16 protein-coding genes are annotated in these 18,979 nt (G+C 32.5%); 3 read left to right on the top strand and 13 right to left on the bottom strand.

Going from position 1 to position 18,979, the window contains the following annotated elements:
- Positions 1–65: 65 nt before the first annotated feature.
- The gene (locus F8154_RS11250; RefSeq protein ID WP_151861719.1) at positions 66–515 is read right to left on the bottom strand and encodes a hypothetical protein; all 450 of its coding nucleotides are present in this window, start codon (positions 513–515) and stop codon (positions 66–68) included.
- A 114-nt stretch (positions 516–629) separates the two neighbouring features.
- On the opposite strand from F8154_RS11250, the gene F8154_RS11255 reads away from it, so the two are divergent.
- Positions 630–1,559, top strand: coding sequence for a cation diffusion facilitator family transporter (locus F8154_RS11255; RefSeq protein ID WP_151861720.1), 930 nt, complete (start codon positions 630–632; stop codon positions 1,557–1,559).
- 28 nt (positions 1,560–1,587) lie between these two features.
- Positions 1,588–2,493, top strand: a complete 906-nt coding sequence (locus F8154_RS11260) for a selenium metabolism-associated LysR family transcriptional regulator (RefSeq protein ID WP_151861721.1) — start codon at positions 1,588–1,590, stop codon at positions 2,491–2,493.
- A 71-nt stretch (positions 2,494–2,564) separates the two neighbouring features.
- On the opposite strand, the gene F8154_RS11265 is transcribed toward F8154_RS11260, so the two are convergent.
- From F8154_RS11265 to F8154_RS11300, 8 genes are all read right to left on the bottom strand, one after another.
- On the bottom strand, positions 2,565–3,389 hold the full coding sequence (locus F8154_RS11265) for a DegV family protein (RefSeq protein ID WP_151861722.1): 825 nt from the start codon (positions 3,387–3,389) through the stop codon (positions 2,565–2,567).
- A 331-nt stretch (positions 3,390–3,720) separates the two neighbouring features.
- Positions 3,721–5,166, bottom strand: coding sequence for an aminopeptidase (locus tag F8154_RS11270; protein ID WP_151861723.1), 1,446 nt, complete (start codon positions 5,164–5,166; stop codon positions 3,721–3,723).
- Positions 5,167–5,278: 112 nt separating this feature from the next.
- Positions 5,279–5,932 carry a response regulator gene (locus F8154_RS11275; RefSeq protein WP_151861724.1) on the bottom strand — a complete coding sequence of 218 codons (654 nt, stop codon included), beginning with the start codon at positions 5,930–5,932 and terminating at the stop codon, positions 5,279–5,281.
- 15 nt (positions 5,933–5,947) lie between these two features.
- Positions 5,948–7,096 (bottom strand): sensor histidine kinase, encoded by a 1,149-nt coding sequence (locus F8154_RS11280; RefSeq protein ID WP_151861725.1) that lies wholly within the window; start codon positions 7,094–7,096, stop codon positions 5,948–5,950.
- 182 nt (positions 7,097–7,278) lie between these two features.
- Positions 7,279–7,761 carry a hypothetical protein gene (locus F8154_RS11285; protein ID WP_151861726.1) on the bottom strand — a complete coding sequence of 161 codons (483 nt, stop codon included), beginning with the start codon at positions 7,759–7,761 and terminating at the stop codon, positions 7,279–7,281.
- A 138-nt stretch (positions 7,762–7,899) separates the two neighbouring features.
- Positions 7,900–8,358 (bottom strand): chemotaxis protein CheW, encoded by a 459-nt coding sequence (locus F8154_RS11290; RefSeq protein ID WP_151861727.1) that lies wholly within the window; start codon positions 8,356–8,358, stop codon positions 7,900–7,902.
- A 144-nt stretch (positions 8,359–8,502) separates the two neighbouring features.
- The gene (locus F8154_RS11295; RefSeq protein ID WP_151861728.1) at positions 8,503–8,673 is read right to left on the bottom strand and encodes a DUF896 domain-containing protein; all 171 of its coding nucleotides are present in this window, start codon (positions 8,671–8,673) and stop codon (positions 8,503–8,505) included.
- Between the two features lie 80 nt (positions 8,674–8,753).
- Positions 8,754–9,563: a hypothetical protein gene (locus F8154_RS11300; protein ID WP_151861729.1), complete on the bottom strand. Its 810-nt coding sequence runs from the start codon at positions 9,561–9,563 to the stop codon at positions 8,754–8,756.
- Positions 9,564–9,756: 193 nt separating this feature from the next.
- Between F8154_RS11300 and F8154_RS11305 the strand changes: the two genes are divergently transcribed.
- The gene (locus F8154_RS11305; RefSeq protein ID WP_151861730.1) at positions 9,757–10,038 is read left to right on the top strand and encodes a hypothetical protein; all 282 of its coding nucleotides are present in this window, start codon (positions 9,757–9,759) and stop codon (positions 10,036–10,038) included.
- Positions 10,039–10,092: 54 nt separating this feature from the next.
- On the opposite strand, the gene hutH is transcribed toward F8154_RS11305, so the two are convergent.
- The 4 genes from hutH to F8154_RS11325 form a co-directional block, all read right to left on the bottom strand.
- On the bottom strand, positions 10,093–11,616 hold the full coding sequence (gene hutH, locus F8154_RS11310) for a histidine ammonia-lyase (protein ID WP_151861731.1): 1,524 nt from the start codon (positions 11,614–11,616) through the stop codon (positions 10,093–10,095).
- A 378-nt stretch (positions 11,617–11,994) separates the two neighbouring features.
- Positions 11,995–12,240 carry a YkuS family protein gene (locus F8154_RS11315; RefSeq protein WP_151861732.1) on the bottom strand — a complete coding sequence of 82 codons (246 nt, stop codon included), beginning with the start codon at positions 12,238–12,240 and terminating at the stop codon, positions 11,995–11,997.
- A 59-nt stretch (positions 12,241–12,299) separates the two neighbouring features.
- The gene (locus tag F8154_RS11320) at positions 12,300–17,702 is read right to left on the bottom strand and encodes a diguanylate cyclase (protein WP_151861733.1); all 5,403 of its coding nucleotides are present in this window, start codon (positions 17,700–17,702) and stop codon (positions 12,300–12,302) included.
- 35 nt (positions 17,703–17,737) lie between these two features.
- Positions 17,738–18,175, bottom strand: coding sequence for a MarR family winged helix-turn-helix transcriptional regulator (locus F8154_RS11325; protein ID WP_151861734.1), 438 nt, complete (start codon positions 18,173–18,175; stop codon positions 17,738–17,740).
- Between the last annotated feature and the right edge of the window lie 804 nt (positions 18,176–18,979).

Consider the following 18,979-nt stretch of genomic DNA (forward strand, 5'->3'; position numbering starts at 1 on the left):
ATTAATTGTGCCTAAAAATTTCTAAAAGGCAGACCTTTATTACGCAGTCTGACGGTTCTTGTGTTTTAAACAAAAACTATTTTTTGTGGTATAATCTCCATAACATTCTCAAATACATAATCTAATGAAGTTTCAAGCTCAATCTCGAAGGAGCTATTTACTTCTTTGTAATCACATTCATCATTAAAGGTTTCCAGTGCTTTTATAAGGGTGTTTTTAAGCATAGTTTTATTTAAGCTGTTATCTATTTTCAAAACTTCCGGAAAATACTCAATTAAGTCACTATTTCTAATGAAGATAATTACCATAAATGTTATAATAGGTATTTGAAAATAGCTTACATAACCTGGGTCATATCCGTTTCTAATAAGTAGATTTACAAATATTTGATTTGTATTTAAAAGTAGTTCATCCAATTTACCCTGTAGGTTTTTATTAAGGAAATGATAGCACTTTATAAAGAATTTTCTTCGCTTTAGCTCCTTATAATCGTTTAAGTCAATAACCTTAGTCATAATATATCCTCCTACTATTCTTCTTTTATAAGTATTTGCATATGATAGCCATCGTATTCAGATAATAATTATTGTAGTTGAAAGCTAATAATAAGCAAAAGGATGTGTTTATTTATGGAAGATAAAAGTCGTTATAGAGAAATAAAAAAGGTATCTATAATCGGTATTATAGGTAATATTCTTCTTACTATAGCTAAGGGTATTATAGGTATGTTTGCTGGAAGCACGGCATTAGTGGCGGATGCAATCCATTCTGCATCTGACCTAATAGGTACTGTTATTTTACTTCAAGGTTTAAAAATAGCACATCTTCCCCCTGATGAGTCTCACCCCTATGGACATCATAGGGCAGAGCCAATAACATCAAAAATATTAGCACTTATTTTATTTGTTACTGCATTGGGGATTGGATATGAAGCAATAGAACTTATTAGAGTAGGCGAAACTTCTCCACCAAAGGTTATTGCTATATATGCAGCAATTGCTTCTATAATTGTTAAAGAGGGAATGTATCAATACGGAGTGGCAGTAGGCAAAAGAGTTAAAAGTGACGCATTAATAGCTGATGCATGGCATAATAGATCTGATGCTTTTTCTTCTATAGCTGCCTTAATTGGTATAGGAAGTGCTTTATTGGGGTATACCTTTATGGATCCTCTTGCTGGGATAGCGGTATCGATTTTAATAATGAAAACTGCTGCAACAATATACATTAATGCTGTAAAGGGACTAATGGATACGGCACCAAAAAAAGAAGTTTTGGAGGCTATTGAAAAAGCGGCATTAAGTGCAGAAGGAGTACAATCTGTTCAGGATGTTAAAGTACGTCAATATGGACCAAAATACTTTGTCGATATGAAAATTTGTGTAGACCCTAAAATAACTGTTGAAGAAGGTCATGGTGCAGCTGCAAGAGCTAAGGTCAATGTAATAAAGGAAAATGAAGATGTTAAGGATGTTTTAATTCATGTTAATCCTTGTTTAAAAAATAAGGAAAAAGAGCATTGTAAAACATGTGAGTATAGCAAAAACAACAATACATAAGACTAGTCAACTAAGGGGGTATAATAATATGGATTTTAGACAATTAGAAACCTTTGTAGCTGTGGCCAAGTTTAAAAGCTTTTCAAAGGCAGCAGAACAGCTTTTTTTAACTCAGCCAACAGTTAGTAGTCATATTTCTAATTTAGAAAAGGAGCTTAACACAATATTAATTAATAGAACCAATAGGAATATTTCTTTAACAAAGGCTGGAGACATTTTATATGATTATGCACTTAATATTATTAATTTAAAGGATGGTGCTGTTTTTAAGTTAAGTGAGTATAAAGGAAAAATTGTAGGTAATATAGAAATTGCTTCCAGTACTATTCCAGAGCAATATATACTCCCTGAATTGTTTAGTGGATTTAATAAAAAATTCCCAGATGTAACCTTTAAAATGCTGCATTATGATTCACAGCAGGTGGTTGAGGGTATTATTCAGAATGAAATAGATTTTGGAATAGTTGGTGCAGAGCTACCCCACTCTCAATTGAACTATGTTGAGCTATTGAGTGATGAGCTAGTTGTGGTAACCCCTTCTGCTCCCCCCTACGACTCCTTTGAAAGTAGCATTTCATTGGAGCATTTAATGGATAAGAGCTTTATCTTTAGGGAAAAGGGTTCTGGTACCCGTAAATTAGTGGAACAAAATCTTCAACAGCATAATGTAGATATTAACTCACTAAATGTGGTTGCCTATATAGAAAATACCGAATCCATAAAGCAATGTATTAGAAGAGGTTTAGGAATATCCTTTTTATCAAAGAAATCAATAGTTGATGAGTTACAGTTAGGAGTGTTGAAGGCCTTCAAAATAAATAATTTATCTTTAAAACGAAAGTTTTATTTTGTATATCATAAACATAGAAACCCATCTCCACTAGAAACAGAATTTCAGAGCTTTGTTTTAAAATATTTTTCAAAGGAAGGCTAGCTTTTCCAAATAATTAAAAGACTCAATCGCCTATTTAAATAGCATTGAGTCTTTTTAACAGCTTTAAAGTTTTAGAAGCAAACCAACAATCCACCATGCCCAGCATGGGTTCCAATAACTGGACCCATAGTAGTGATAATTACATCGCTGGGATTAAATCTTTTTACAATTTCATTTTTTAGTTTTATTGCATCCTCTAAGCAATCACAATGGGTAATTCCAATTATCCTATCGTTAAAATCTGTGTTTTCATCAGCCAGCTTTTCTAGCATAAAGCTTATAGCCCTTTTCTTGCCTCTTAGGGTCTTTAAAAGCTTTACATAGCCTTTTTCCACATGTACTACAAATTTAAGATTTAACACACTGGCCATCATTTCTTTAGTTTTACTAACTCTACCACCCTTAACTGCATTTTCTAGTGTTTCTAAATATACATATACCTTCATTTGCTCACGGTATTCCTTTAATTTTTCTATAATATTATTTAAGTCAAATCCTTCCTCTACCATTTGACAAGCCTTTAATACCTGAAGTCCTACTCCTAAAGAACCACTTAGGGTGTCAAAGACCTCAACCTTATCTCCATTCATTTTTCTTGTTGATAATGCTCCTTCAAATGTACCACTCAGCTTTGATGAAAGATGTATACTTAGCATTTCCTTAGCCCTTTTGGCTCCCTCTTTAAAGGCATCAATATAGCTTTGTGGTGAAGGCTGTGAGGTTTTTGGTAATGTAGGTGATTCAGCCATTTTATTATAAAATTCCTGGTGGGTAAGATTAATACCATCAATATAATTCTTTCCATTTATTTCAATATTCAATGGAACAATTATGATATTGTATTTATCAATATAGCTTTTTGGTAAATCACAAGAGCTATCAGTTATTATTTGCATTAGATAACCTCCTTAAAATAGTTTATATCAGCGGCGTTACTAACACTCCCGCTTCTTAAGCGGGAGATAAGTGCCGCAAAGCTTCGAAATAAGGGCAACTAGAGTTCAGGTGGAGTAAAAACTCCATCCGATCTAAGTTTTCTTTATAGTATTTTTCTACATTAATGGCCTATTCCCTGCATATATTTAAAAATAATTAAAAAAGCTTCCTTTATTATTTTGGAAGCTTTTTTAATTTTTATTTATAAAAACTTAGTTGAAATGGAATTTTTACTCTACCACAGCTCTATTATTAATTGCTTTAAAGCTTAAAGACACTATCTTGGGCTTCTTAGTCAGAAGTATTTGTAGATCCGCTGAGATAAAATGCTTTATATGCTTTATATGTCATGTATAAATCTATTTTACTGATTAACTCTAATGGGGCATGCATACTCAACATTGGTGTTCCGCAATCTACTACTTCTGCGCCATAATTTGCTAGTATGTAGGCAATTGTACCACCGCCGCCTTGGTCTACCTTACCTAGCTCTCCCACCTGCCAAACAACTTCATGGTCGTTGAATATTTTTCTAACCTCTGCAAGGAACTCTGCATTAGCATCGTTACAGCCCCCCTTACCTCTTACTCCAGTATATTTAGTGATTGTTACACCCTTTCCAAGAAAAGATGCATTTCTTCTATCTAAAACCTCTGGGTAAGTTGGATCATAGGCAGCAGTTACATCTCCAGACAATACCTTTGTGTTTTTAAAGGCTCTTCTGATGGATAAATGACTACTTCTTCCTTGTAGCTCTAATAGCTCTGCCACCACATTCTCAAAGAACATTGATTCCATACCAGTATTACCCATACTACCTACTTCTTCTTTGTCAACAAACAGACCTACAACAGTTTTAGTAGGGTTTTCTATCTCCAGAACAGCCTTTAAAGCTGCATATGAGCATACTCGATCATCGTGACCGTGGGCTGCAATCATACTACGATCTAAGCCAACATCCCTTGCCTTCCCAGCAGGAACGGCTTCAATTTCTGCTACAGTAAAATCCTCCTCAACAATACCATATTTCTCATGGAGAATATTTAATATATTTAATTTAACCTTTTCTCCTAGGTCTTTTCCAGAATAAGGGATATTGCCAATTAATATGTTTAATCCTTCACCTGTAACACCGTCTGCCATAGTCTTTTTCATTTGATCCGAAGCTAAGTGGGGTAATAAATCTGTAATATAAAACACTGGATCATTTTCATCTTCACCAATTTTTATACTGACCTTTTCTCCATCATTCTTAAATATAACACCATGAAGTGCCAATGGTGTTGCTACCCACTGATATTTTTTAATTCCGCCATAATAATGGGTCTTTAATAGGGCAAGACCTTCCTCCTCATATAATGGATTTCCTTTTAAATCAAGTCTTGGTGCGTCCAAATGGGAGCCCACTATTAGCATGCCACCATTCTCTATATCCTGCTGTCCTAATATAAAAAGGGCTACTGACTTATTTCTGTTAACTGAATAGATTTTGTCACCAGCTTTTACTTCTCCCATAGCTATGGCATCTTCAAGGTTAATAAATCCGTTTTCCTTAGCTAACCTAACAATTTCATCTACACATTCACGTTCAGTTTTTCCATTGTTCATAAAACCTTTATAGGCTTCACCAAATGAAAATACTTCTTCTATTTCACCATCCTTAATTTGCTCCCAAGCGTTTTTAAACTCTTTTGTTAGCTTTTCCTGTAGCTTTTTTCCCTGTTCTTCAATTGTCATGATTGGCTATTCCCCCTATTTTGATCATAAAATTTATTTTATATGTTATATTTATATTATATTTGTTCGAATGTTTTGTCAACTTATTACAAGTAAATTAATAGTAGGTTAGTCATATTTTTTTTATGTTTTGCTTATATGCATAAATTGCTGCCTGTGTACGGTCATTAACATTTATTTTCTTAAATATGTTAGAAACATGGTTTTTCACTGTTTTTTCACTTATGAATAAGCTACTGGCTATTTCTTTATTGTTTAATCCATCTGCAATGAGGGTTAGAACTTCATATTCTCTTCTTGTCAGTTTTACACTACTGTTTAACTTACTATATGAAAAATCTCTTTTGCTTATCTCTGAAGCTAAAATAGTTGCCAATGATGGATGAATATATGAGGAGCCTTTGTGTACATCCCTTATTGCTTTTATTAAGCTTTCACTTTCGGCATCCTTTAATACATACCCGTTGGCTCCCAAATTTAATGTTTCAAATAAATACTCTTGATCCTCATGGAATGTTAGCATTATTATTTTAATTGTTTTATTCATGTCCTTTAATCTTCTTAAGGCTTGTATTCCGTTTAGTCTAGGCATGTTAATGTCTAATAATACTACATCGGGCTTTAAGGTTTGAACCTTAGCTATTGCCTCTTCTCCATCTCCAGCCTGACCTATGATTTCTAAATCCTCCTCCAGCTCTAATATTTGCTTTAACCCCTGTCTAACTAGTGAATGATCGTCTACTAACAATAATTTAATCTTCTCCATTATTATGCCTCCTTATTATTCATTTGGTATTATAGCAGTAACTCTAGTCCCTTTATTTAGCTCACTTTTTATTTCAAGTGTACCATTTAAAAGCTCTACCCTTTCTCGAATATTAAACAAACCAAATCCACCATCACATCTCAACTTAAAGGCACCTTCCTCAGTATTAAAGCCCACTCCATTATCGGCAATAGAAAGCTTAATATTTTTAACTGACATTTCTAGCCTTATTTTTACTTGGTCTGCCTTAGAGTGTTTTCTTACATTATTTAGTGCCTCTTGTATTATTCTAAAAATTGATAGGTTTTTTACAGGATCTTCTACGTCTATCTGAGATAGAATTATAAAATCCACAGTAATGTTATAATCCTTTTGAAAGCTCTCAATGTATCTTTGTATTGTTGGTATAAATCCTAAATCATCTAAAGACATAGGACGTAAATTATATATAATTTTTCGTATATCCTTAATGCTATCCCGTAGAACAGTTCTTAACTCCTGTAGCTCAGCTTTAGCTCTTTCTTTATCAATATCAATAAGCTTCTCACATACCTCAGCCTTAATAGTAACATTAGCTAAGGTTTGAGCTGGACCGTCATGAATATCTCTAGCCACCCTTTGTCGTTCTTCCTCTTGGGCCCTTATAATTTTCTTTCCAAAGTCCTGTCTTTGCTGCATATCCTCTAATGTACTACTAATATCCTGTAGCTTGCCAGATAAGAATTCCATTGCTACACCAATTTTTGATATTAGGTCTTCTGCCTTTTTTAATATCTCTTCAGAGCTTCTAAATCGCATTTCAATTTCGTTTCTCATTCTAAAAAGATCATTTTCCTCTTGTCTTTTTAGTAAAAGCCGTATTTGAAGTTGATTTGCCCTTTCATAGGCCTGTCTAATATCATCTTCTTTATATTTTTTAAAGTCTTTACTTACCTCCAATAATCTTTTTCTACTCTTCTTTTCTAATAACTCTATTTCTTCAACTTCCTGTATTAACCTCTGCATTTTACTATTTACTTCTTCTATTTTTCCTTTTAATGCATTACATTCTTTTCTGGCATTTTCTGCAATATCAAAAATAGCCTCTTGGCTCTCTTCAATTGCTGAGATAGTTTTATTTAGTATACTGTTCATCTGTTCAATGCCTACAGACTTTTTTGCCATAGGTTCCACCTCTTAATAATCTTATAGATTCCATATTTCTTCATTTAGTAATAAATTTCCTTTATTTTTAGAATGTTAATATTAAGCAATATTATGATTAGGACTTTTTTCCTATTTTATTCCCACATAAAAAACTCGGCATCCATAAGGGTACCGAGTTATTCAATAGTAAGTAAGAACCTTTATTCAACAGCTTCATAGTCCATTAAAAGCCATTCATCTTTAGCTTTCACCATTTTAACTTGATATGACAGCTCCTCAGTTGATATATCAGCTAGTCCAGCTAGCCTCCATAATAACTTAACATCAAGATGTATTACATTATTTTTAAGGGCTACAATTTTAAACTCCTCAATGTTGAATCCTTCTATGAGTTCATGACATGAAGGGTTTTCCTTTAAAGCCCTAAAAACCTTTATGTCTTCTGTTAGCAGCGGATCCACCTCTAGCCTTTCTAATTCTCCTTCTATATAGGCTATGCTAATATCTTCATTAACAAGTAATTCATTAAATAGCTTTGTTCTTTTGTAAAAAATCTCTTGAAACTTATCCTTTAACTCATCCTCATACTGGCTTTTATCATGTTCATTAAGAGCTGCAAATATGTTATGGTGGTGAGCTAAAAATAGACCTATAAGTAATACTAAAACAACCAGCTTCTTCATATTTCTCCCCCTTGTTTATCTGAGCTTTAAGTGTATGTCCATTATAAACAATAGGAGGAAAGAAATTTGCCTTTTTTTGGTGACAGCATTAGATTAATAGGCAACAGAAGATGTCATTTTTCTCTTAATAAATTATGTCTATTCAGTTTCTAGCATTTCAATATTTTTCTTTTCTTCTTCACTTAATACCTTTTCTAAATCTAAAATAATAATCATTCTTTCATCCACCTTTGCAATACCACTAATAAACCTTTCATCTATATTAGTTATTATGTCAGGTGCTGGATCAGTATCCTTCTCATCAATGGTTAAAACCTGTGAAGCATCATCTACAACAAAGCCCACCTGCTTTTCTTTCAAATTTATTATTATTATACGAATGTCAGCTGTGGTTTCCTTTAGCTCTAAATTAAATTTTCTGCGAAGGTTAATGATTGGTGTAATAACTCCTCGATAATTAATTATTCCATCTACAAATTTTGGTGAATTAGGAATTTTAACACTTTCCTTAAACTCGCTTATTTCTTTAACATGCATAATATCAACACCGTATTCTTCTTTATCTAGCTTAAATATTACGTATTTTCTCTCAGCCATTATGTAACCCTCCTCAATATAATATAGTGATGTTTATTATATAAGTTCGCTGTTATTTTTATAATTCCTCTATAATGGGGTTGATTAATGTCAAAAAATGCGAAAGAACTGAAATAATTCAGTTCTCCTTATACTAATACAATACTAGTCTACAAACTCTATGCTATCCAGCTGCTTTTTAAATGTTTTTCTAAAGGCTTTAATATATTCATCTCTTAAGGCTTTTTGCTCACTTTTTTCTTCATCCGTCAATTCTCTACTTTTTGATACTTTCGCTAGATAATTTATACGTGCTAATTTTTCTTTTGTTACCATTTAAAACACTCCTTAATATCCTTAATCATAATAAAATATATCATATTTTTGTGGATTTATAAAGGATTATCTTTAGCTTACTAATCATTAGTGGGTTTATCCTTCACTTCAAGGTCATCACTATTGTCTAAAGGGTTGGGTAGCTCTTTATTATTTTGGCCTTTGCTTTCCTCGTTTCCGATTTCACTTAATGCCTTTACTATTTGAATCATTTTAATAAGTGACTCCCCTTGCTCTTCGTTCACCATTGGCTTAATGATATTCAGCATATCCATTTCATCTATTGTTTCTTTATTAGATACAGCCTTCATTAGCTTTAGAAAGCCTAGTAATACCTTAACCTCTCTCGTTTTATTCTTTAAATCTCCCTCTAATAATGGTTCAAATACCTGAATATACCTTTCTAGGTTTTCTATCGTTATTTCATTAGAAAGCCCTTGAATTTCCTTGACCTTAGTACCCATCATGTTTGCCTTTAGGTTTAATTCTATTGCCCTATGTATTACATCTCTTTTTTCATCCTCTACAAACTCAGCTATATCCATAAGCATATATCGTTTTCTATCCTCTACCGACAAAGAGTGATACTTTGTCTCATGGTTTTGCATTCGAGAAATATCCATTAAGCTCTTAACCTTAACAATGATATGTAATATTACCTCCGATCTATGTAGTACAATTTGCTCCTCTGGACTCATATAGCCCTTTATTCTATTTAATAGTCTAATCTTTTTTTCTAGCTTTCCTGTATCAACATCGTTAAGGTTAAAGGCTTCTGGAATTTTTTTTGAGGCCATCATAATTGCAGGCACTAATAAAAGCCAGTTCTTTTGGATAAAGCTATTATTTATTATAGGATCTCTTTGATCACTTGTTTTATTGCTATCCATTAATATCCCCCTTTTACTTTTTGTCTTTCTAAGTAATATATATTGCATATAACACCCAATTATTAAACTTTATATTAATTAACAATTATATTTTTAAAAAAAGAATACATTTTTGTGGCAAATTTAACTTTACAGGCATAATTATAGATAGATGAGATTTTAATATTTACTAATTGTCTATAGGAGGGATATTGTGGACAGAAAAAAATTAAACCAGCTGATGGAGGCTGCAAAATCAGGTGATTATTCTAGATTAGAGGAAGTTAAGGAATTTATTTCTGAAGAGGATTATCAAAAAGCATTAAAACTTTTCAACCAATATGGTCACAAGTCTGAAGATGAAATTCTGATGGAGCTATCAAGAATAAAGGATAATGTTCCAAATAAGGATGAAATTATTAGTAAGCTTAAGCCCTTTTTAAATGCTGAACAGAAGGAGAAGCTAAGAAGAGTATTAGACTATTTAGAAGAATAAAAAATTAGCCTTAACTGTGTTTTTGAGTTAAGGCTAATTTTTATTTATTTTGGTTTAATATAATTTAACTGCTTCTTCAACCTTGTCAACAATTTTTTGATTAGCTATAAGTTCTGTACATTTATTAATATCTATATACATTGTACGGTCTTCCTTAAGGGGTGAAATCTCTTGTCTTACTACATCATATGCAATGCTGGTGCCTTTACCTAGTTTATGTCCTTCATAAAACTCTATTGCTTGAGTAGCAGCCAATAACTCAATTGCCAATACGTTAATAGCATTTTTATATATTTCTCTAGCCTTTCTGGCAGCTATTGTACCCATTGAAACATGATCCTCTTGATTTGCTGAGGAGGGTATAGAATCAACACTTGCTGGATGAGCCAGCACCTTGTTTTCTGATACTAGGGCTGCTGCTGAGTATTGCATTATCATGAAGCCTGAGTTTAATCCCCCCTTTGTAGTTAGAAAAGCAGGTAATCCACTTAGCTGTGGGTTAACAAGTCTCTCAATTCTTCTTTCAGATACATTTGCTAGTTCAGCTATTGCAATTCCTAAAAAGTCAAAGGCTAATGCCATAGGCTGTCCATGGAAGTTGCCACCAGAAATAACCTCTTCCTCTCTATTAAAGATCAATGGATTGTCGGTTGCAGCATTCATTTCTATCATTAGTTTTTCTTCAACGTATTGAATTGCATCACGACTACCTCCATGAATCTGAGGAATGCACCTCAAGGTATATGGATCCTGTACACGTATTTCTCCTTGTCTAGTTACAAAGCTGCTGTCAGTCAGTAAAGCCCGTAGATTTTCTGCTGCCTTTATCTGTCCAGGATGAGGTCTTACCTCGTGAACCTTTGAATCAAAAGCATCAATAATACCCCTTAGTGCTTCAATTGTTAGTGCCCCTGCTATATCAGCCAGCTTTAAAAGCTTTTTACAGTCATAAAGATTCAATGCTCCTATTGCAGTCATCACCTGTGTACCATTTATTAGGGCAAGACCCTCCTTCGATGTAAGGGATATGGTTGGAATTTTAGCCTTATCCATAGCTTCTTTTCCCGACATCCTTTGCCCCTTGAATATTGCTTCACCTTCACCTATCATTACCAGCACCATATGGGATAAGGGGGCTAAATCACCACTTGCACCCAACGAACCTTTTTCAGGCACTATTGGATGTACTCCTTTGTTTAGCATCTCTAACAGTGTTTCAACAGTGGTATACCTTATTCCTGAAAATCCCTTTGCTAAAGCATTGGCCCTTAAAAGCATAATTCCTCTTACAACGTCTTCAGGCAATGGATTTCCTACACCACAGGAATGACTGACTATAAGGTTTCTTTGTAGTTCTTCTGTTTCATCCTTAGATATTGCTACATCACTGAACTTTCCAAAGCCCGTTGTAATACCATAAACAACTTTTTCTTCATCAACAAATCTATCAACCAGCCTTCTGCTAGCATTGATTTTTTCAATAGCTTCATTGCTTAACTCTACAGTATAAAAGTCCCTTGCAACCTGTACAACAGCTTCTAAGGTTAAACTATATCCATCAATAATTACTTTACTCAAAAAAAATCACTCCTTAAACATAGTAGATTATATAAGTGCTTATAACTTAGAATTCTATAAGGGCTATTGTATCTCCTTCTGTTTCTATAATTTTATTTTAATTGTTAAAATTATTTTGGTATTAGTGGATTACATAGTTTAGAGGTTAAGCACCTCTATAGTAGGCTAATGAAAGTGTCCCCGTCTATAGGCACAAAAAAACTAGCCATTGCAGCGTATACTTTAGAAGCTAGAGGTTAAAGCTTGAAAAAGCTAAAAGCTCTTACCACTAGCCTCTTGAATGGTGCCTCTAAGTTACGTTAGAATGCTAGGATTTTGAAATAACCGAATAGATAAGGTACTCTCATCAATCTAAACTGAGGCTGAATTGTCTCAGCTTTACCTTAATCTCTTTTGTATTTCATCATAAATTAGCTGTGCTGATTGACCTCTAGCTGTAATTACAGGTGATTTAGTATTAGCATTTTCCATGCCCAGAATATTTGAATCCTGACCTGTCACAACTATAGCATCAAACCCTTCTAACTCTTTACTACGGCTTAAGCTTTCAACTTGATAGCCCTTCTGCTGCAAATAATCTCTAACATCTGTTAACGAATCCTCAACTGCTATCCTGTTTTTCACATAAACACCTCCTAATTAAATTACACATTATATTATTTGGTGTTTAAGTAAATAATATTCTATATTTCAGCAATAACAGCTCCAAGTATATTGCTGGTTAGCTTAGCTAGGTTATATCCACTAAAATCAAATTCCTTTTCTTTGACTGCAACAGATAAGTATATTATTCCCCTCAGCTCGCCATCAAAAATAATTGGTGTTATAATAACAGATTTCCAATTGGGGGTCCCTGTAAATAAATCTATATGACTAACATCCTCCCAATCAATTAGGTATTCTCCTTGTTTGGTTTGCATAACCTTTTCTATTAGCTTATTATTAAAGGTATAGTTTCTAATCCAATCATCTAAAAACCTTTTTCTGGCGTACTGAGTTGTTACTTGATTATCCTTTACTATAAATAGAATGCCATCTTCTGCCTCTAATATTTCAATAAGTCTTCCTAAAAGTGTATATATCTTTTCTTCTCTTGAACCCTCTTCTGTAATTATTTCTATGGCTTCTGCTAAAACCAGTACATTCCGTTGATCCTGTACAATATTTCCGGTTACGATTCCCGCCAGCTTGTCAACACGCTTATCTACAAATCTTATACCCTCTTCCCAAATTACCGATTGATTCCTACCCTGCTCTTTGGCAGTATACAGAGCTTGGTCTGCCCTTTCAATAATAGTTTCTTTGTTTTCGCCGTCTATGGGATAACAGGCAATGCCACAGCTGATGGTTAATTCAACCCCTTCACCCAGTAGCTTTTCATCTTTAAATTTGGTTCTTATTTTTTCTGCCACCAACAGTGCATCCATTTTTAATGCTCTTGGAAGTAAAATAATGAATTCTTCTCCACCATATCTACCAGCATAATCGCTACTACGGATACTATCTCTAATAATACTCCCTGCCTCCGATAAAACCATATCTCCCCTTTGATGACCATAGGTGTCGTTTACATTCTTAAAATGATCTATATCGCACATTATTATAGAGAAGCCTTCGTTTGATTCTTTAGCATGCTTAATTTCCTCTGCAAGAACCTTTTCAAAATATTTTCTAATATATGTGCCCGTAAGCTTATCTATAGATGATGATATTTTTAAATAATAGTTATTAAACATAAGACTCAATAATGGTATGAGCTTTTCACATTCCTTGAGGGTATCAGTTGAAAAATTATTAAATATTTTGTTAGTTTCTAAATACAAATACCCGATAATCTTTTCCTTTTCATGTCCTATAGAGTATCGTTGATCCTTTTCTACTGGTTCTATCGCTTTAGCTTTATTGATTATTGGCAACACCATCAATTCACGAAAATCCTTGTAGAAATCATCGTTTACTGCATCCAAAGAGTGTACAAAGCTATTTTCAATTATTATCCCCTTTTTCATTGTGGCTGATTTTTCAAATATATAGCCCTTAGATTTAACATCAATTTCTTCTCCAAATGAAGCTATAACATCATAATCATCTTCGTAAATACCTACAAGCATTCCCCTAGTGGCTAAGGTAAGCTTGCCTGCATACTTCATAGATATATCAAGGTTATAGTCAATATCGTTTGTTAAGCTCTCAATTAGCTGTTGAATATTATCTAAGTCTATTGGAAATAAATTCTTATATTGCTCTAAAGCAAGCTGATAAAAGGCAGGATTATTAAATAGTTCTTGATATCTGCTAATATCAAAAATATCATCTAAGCTAATATTTTCTTCTGTTGGCTCTTGATAATTATAATTATCCTCCGATTTTTCATTAAGAATTACCTTCTTCATTTTTAAAAGCTGATGAGTTATTTTATATTTATCCTCTCTTGAAAAATATGAATGCTTAAACTCATCAGGTGTTCTATTTAGAATCAGTTGTATTAGCTCAAGTCCATTGAAGTAGTGGGTTGCAGCTCTATAATAATCCTTTACTTCAAGATATGCTTCTGCTAATTTTTTATATATTTTACATTTTAAGTCCTTTGAGCTGTTTGATATGGACGGAATTAATGTTTCTTCAACATACTCAATAAAGTCTGATTGATGATATAGTATTCCATTAATGTATAGCCTTAAGCTGTTAAAATAATCATTATTGTATTGATTTATTAGCTCTTCATCCTTAGCCAATAGTTCCTTAGCTATTTCCAGCTGGCCTTTTTCACTGAAATAGATGGTATCCTCTAACAATATTAGTCTATAATCTCTAGTAAAGCTTGACTTTGAGTACTCATCAATTAATTGTAATAAGCAGCTGTCCTCCATAGGTTCCTTATTATAGTTAAGAACCATAAATTGAAGCTTCTTCATTAAATAAAAGTGTCTCGATTCATTATGCTCATATTCTTTAAAGAATTTTTCTGTCATTTCTTTAGCTTTATTGTATTGACCCAGTTCCATATAAAAACGACACATTACATATAAAAGGTTTCCTCTATATGCTCCACCTTCCCCTGCCAATTCCTCATTTTGTGTTTTTATTAAATAATTGTAGGCGTTTTTATAGTCACTTATATCAATAAAGCACTCAATTAGGTTAATATAGCTAATTATTTTTATGTTCTCTTCCTCATACTCTTGAGCCAATAAAACATTTTTATTTAATATCTCTATGGCCTCATTGGCTTTATGGTCTATCATAAGGGAATCGGCAATATTATTATATGCTACAATAATATCCTCCACCCTATTATATTGCTGTGCAATTTTCAAGGACTTTTCAAAATACTCTCTTGCCTGCTTACTATCTTGAAAATGGTCTTGAAGAATAACTCCAATATTATTTATGGGGCGACAGGTATCTTCAATATTATTTGCCTTCTCTAAATAAACTACACTTTCTTTAAATAGGCTTAAGGCTTTTACTTCTTTTGCTCTATAGAAGTAATTAACCCCTATTTGACTTAAAAACATTCCTACGTAGTCGATTCTTTTCAACTGCTGTGCAACCTCAAGATACTTTCTTGATATTGCCTCCAGTTTGTCTAGCTTACGATTAAACATATATACTCTTGAAAGCAAATAAGCGGATTTTAATAGTCCTTCCTGGTAGTCTATGGCTTCTGCATTTTCAACGGCCTTTAAGAAAAATTGCTCTGCAATATCAAGTTCGTTACGATAAAGATATATATATCCTATTCTGCTTCCTGCTTCAATTGTTAACTGCAATTGATCCTCATGATTTGCAAGCTTTATTACCTTTTTAAAATATTTAATTGCCTCTTTAATATTACCTTGATTTTGATACACATCTCCAATTTTTATAAATACACTTAATTTTCTTTTATCAGTATCTTCCTCAATTAAGGAATGGGCACGCATGTAAAAGACCGATGCCTGTGAGAAAACCTTTAAATTAAACATTCTGTCTCCAGCGTCTATACAATAATCTATTGCTTTGTTTCTTTGGTTTGACTGTAGAAGATGAAATATCAATTCATCTTTATTTTCTCTACCCTCTCTTATATATAGCTCCTCCAAAATAGTACTTACATGTAAATGCAAATCTATTCTCATTTTATTTTCTATTGTGTTGTATATATAAGACTTTAACTGTTTTCTAAAAAAGCCATAGGTATAACCCCAATCCTCAAGCTTTTCGTTTAGTATTCTAAGCTGGGTTAAACGACGCAAATAAGCTGCTAAATCCTCTTTTTCCCCATAAATTTCTGTTATAATTTCCAAAGAAACTGAGGTGTTAAATAATGAGATAATTTTTAAAATATCTTTTGTTGCTGAATCAAAGGTCTCAAACTGCTTAACGGCAGCTTCATCAATATTATCTGCAATTTTTATTTGTGCATAATCATCTGTAGTTTTATGCCATGCATATCCATCATATTTTGTGCTATAATCAACAATTATTAGCTTTTGTGCAAATAGCTCTCTCATGGCCTCTTCTATGTAAGCAGGTATACCATCGGATTCCTTCATTACCCTTGTAGCGAAGTTCAGTGGCTCTTGATTCCAGCCTAATATATACCTTATAATTTTAGCAGTTTCTTCTACAGTAAGACGAGATAGCTTTGTTACTAAGGTGCTATTATCAGCCTGCCATTTTCCTATATAGCTTTTATTGGAATCATTGACTAGTTCATCTTCAATATAGCTTAATATTACTATAATTGGAGCCTTTTTTAGCCTGGATATTTTTAAAAAGTAATCAATGAATTCTGCCACCGTGTGGTCTACAAAGTGAAAATCATCTATTATTAGTAGGGTGGGTTTGTTTTGGGTACCTTCAATTATAAAGTTCGACACTCTATCATATAGCTTAAGAATTTCTTTGTCCTCTGTTAATGGCCGGGTTGGTATAATACTTTTATTTACTCCAATTTCAGGTATTATTTTAATAAGCTCACAGGCATATTTATTAACAATATTTGTGGGTATTATCTTTAGCATGTTTTTAATAAGACTAGCCGATATTTTATAAAAATGTTCATTGTTGGAGGCTGTTGTAGTCCCAAATATTTTGAAGCCCTTCCATTTCATTTGATTCATTATTTCCCTAATGAATCTAGTTTTTCCAATCCCCTTATCTCCATGAACAAGAACGAGGTTTTTGTTTGACTTGCTATTTAATGAAAGTATTTCTTTTAACTCAATATCCCTTCCTATTATAGGTGTCTTGAAATTTAACTTTTCAAGGAGGCTTTTATCTTCAATTACCTCCTCTAAAGCGAATATTTTTTGCATGTGTCTATTTAACTGGTGTATTGATTGAAACCGTTCGAAAAAATCTAAATAGGTCATTCTTTTAATTGTATCAAATATCTTATATTCTCTACTATTAAATTCTGAATTCTCAAAACGATTTACTTTATTAAGTAGTTTATGGTATTGAAATTCTTGATTGGTGTATAGATAAAACAAAAATGCCCCTAGTGAATATATGTCTGTATAGCTTCCAACCTCAATACCATAGGTGAGCTCTGGTGCTCTACAGCTTACAGTCATTTCATCTATATACCTTTTATGTATCTCATACTTCTTTATTGATACTAAATCAAGGAGTTTAATCCTTAATTTGTTTTCTTCACGATAAACAAAAACAGTATCAAGTCCTATGAATTTGTATATATGTCCATGGAAATGTAGGTAGTCTAAAACTAAAGCACCCTGAGTGTATATGTTTAAAAATTCTTCCTCTGACAATTGGTAATTTTCATCTATTAAAAAATCTACATCTATGTACTCGGTGGTGTAATAGAATCTTAATTCATTTATTTGCTTATCATCAATAGTTTCAATAATTCCATAATTATAAACCTGAAGTAAATTAGGGTGCTGCATGGAGGTTATTTGATAAAATTCCTCATTACAAAAACTCAAAAATTCACTTGAATATTGAGTGTTGTTAATTACATATAGTAAAAGCCTTTTGTTTTTTTGTAATAAATCTAATACAACATACTTACTATAAAGGTTTTCTTGCTCTTTTATTTCTTCAACTCTATAACGATTGTTTATTAACTCCATCTTTCCACTTCCCCGAATGTAGAATCAATGCTTCTTTAAACTGTCTTTCCGTAGAACATAGCTACACCCAATAGTATCTGGTCTTTTTGCTCATTTGACAGATCTTGTAATAGCTCGGCTATATAGCTCCTTCTAGCATGAAGCACTTCGTTAATAAGCTGATGTCCCTTGTCCAAAACAACAATTCTTACAACTCTACGGTCTTTTTCATCCCTAGTTCTTCTAACAAGCATATTTTTTTCCATTCTATCGACTAAGTCTGTGATAGTACTGCATGCTAAGAACATGTGGTTGCTTAATTCACCAATAGTTAGGTTTTCTTTATTTATTAAATACTGTAGGGCTTCAAATTGAGGAGGTGTAATTTCAAAATCCGTTAATATTTCTCTCCCTTTTTGCTTAATTACAGTACAAAGATGTCTGATTTCCTTCTCAAGTTCAATAATCGTATCATCATAATTAGTATCCTTCATACCTAGCCTCCTAAACTTACTTGTTTTTTTATTTTAACACATACCTATATTAATTCGTAATTACTATAAAAAAATCCTTCTTAATTTTCACTTTTCAGCTTTTACATTTTTTAGTTTTTATTTTTGATTGGTTTATCTTTTTTGCCTTTCCAACCTTCAACTTTTAACTTTTAATTTTTATTTTTTAATTATGTCTTCTTGTTTTCCATTTTCCATTTTCCATTTTCAACTTGGTTTTGTTGTTTAGATTTTTCATTTTTAGCTTTTAATTAGTGTCTGAATCCTTATTCCCTATTACTTATTACATATTACTTTCCTTTAAGGTTCAACATTTTACATTCAACATTCAACATTCAACATTTAACATTTCTTTTATCTTTGCCTTTATTTTTAATTCGGTTTTATGTTCTTAATTTTTCACTTTTAACTTTTAATTTTTAATTATGTCCTCCTGTTTTCCTTTTTCAATTTTCAATTTTCAATTTTCAACTTGGTTTTGTTGTTTACATTTTTCATTTTTAACTTTTCACTTTTAACTTTTCACTTTTAACTTTTAATTTTCCCTATTACTTATTCCCTATTACTTATTACTTGCTTTTATGGTTTTTCACAGTTGTATATAAAAAAATATAATGCTATAATAGTTAAGGACAAAAACCAAAAATTAACAAATAAGTAAAAGGATTCTTTGTTGTTTTGTTACATTTTATTAGAACATTAAAAAATTAATCTACAGAGGTATGTTGTAGCCCCAGAAAACCAAAATTATTATGCAAATTAATAGGAGGCATTTATCAATGAAAA

Origin of the sequence: Alkaliphilus pronyensis, from assembly GCF_009017275.1 — a bacterium.
In the GTDB taxonomy this organism is placed as follows: Bacteria; Bacillota; Clostridia; order Peptostreptococcales; family Natronincolaceae; genus Alkaliphilus_C; species Alkaliphilus_C pronyensis.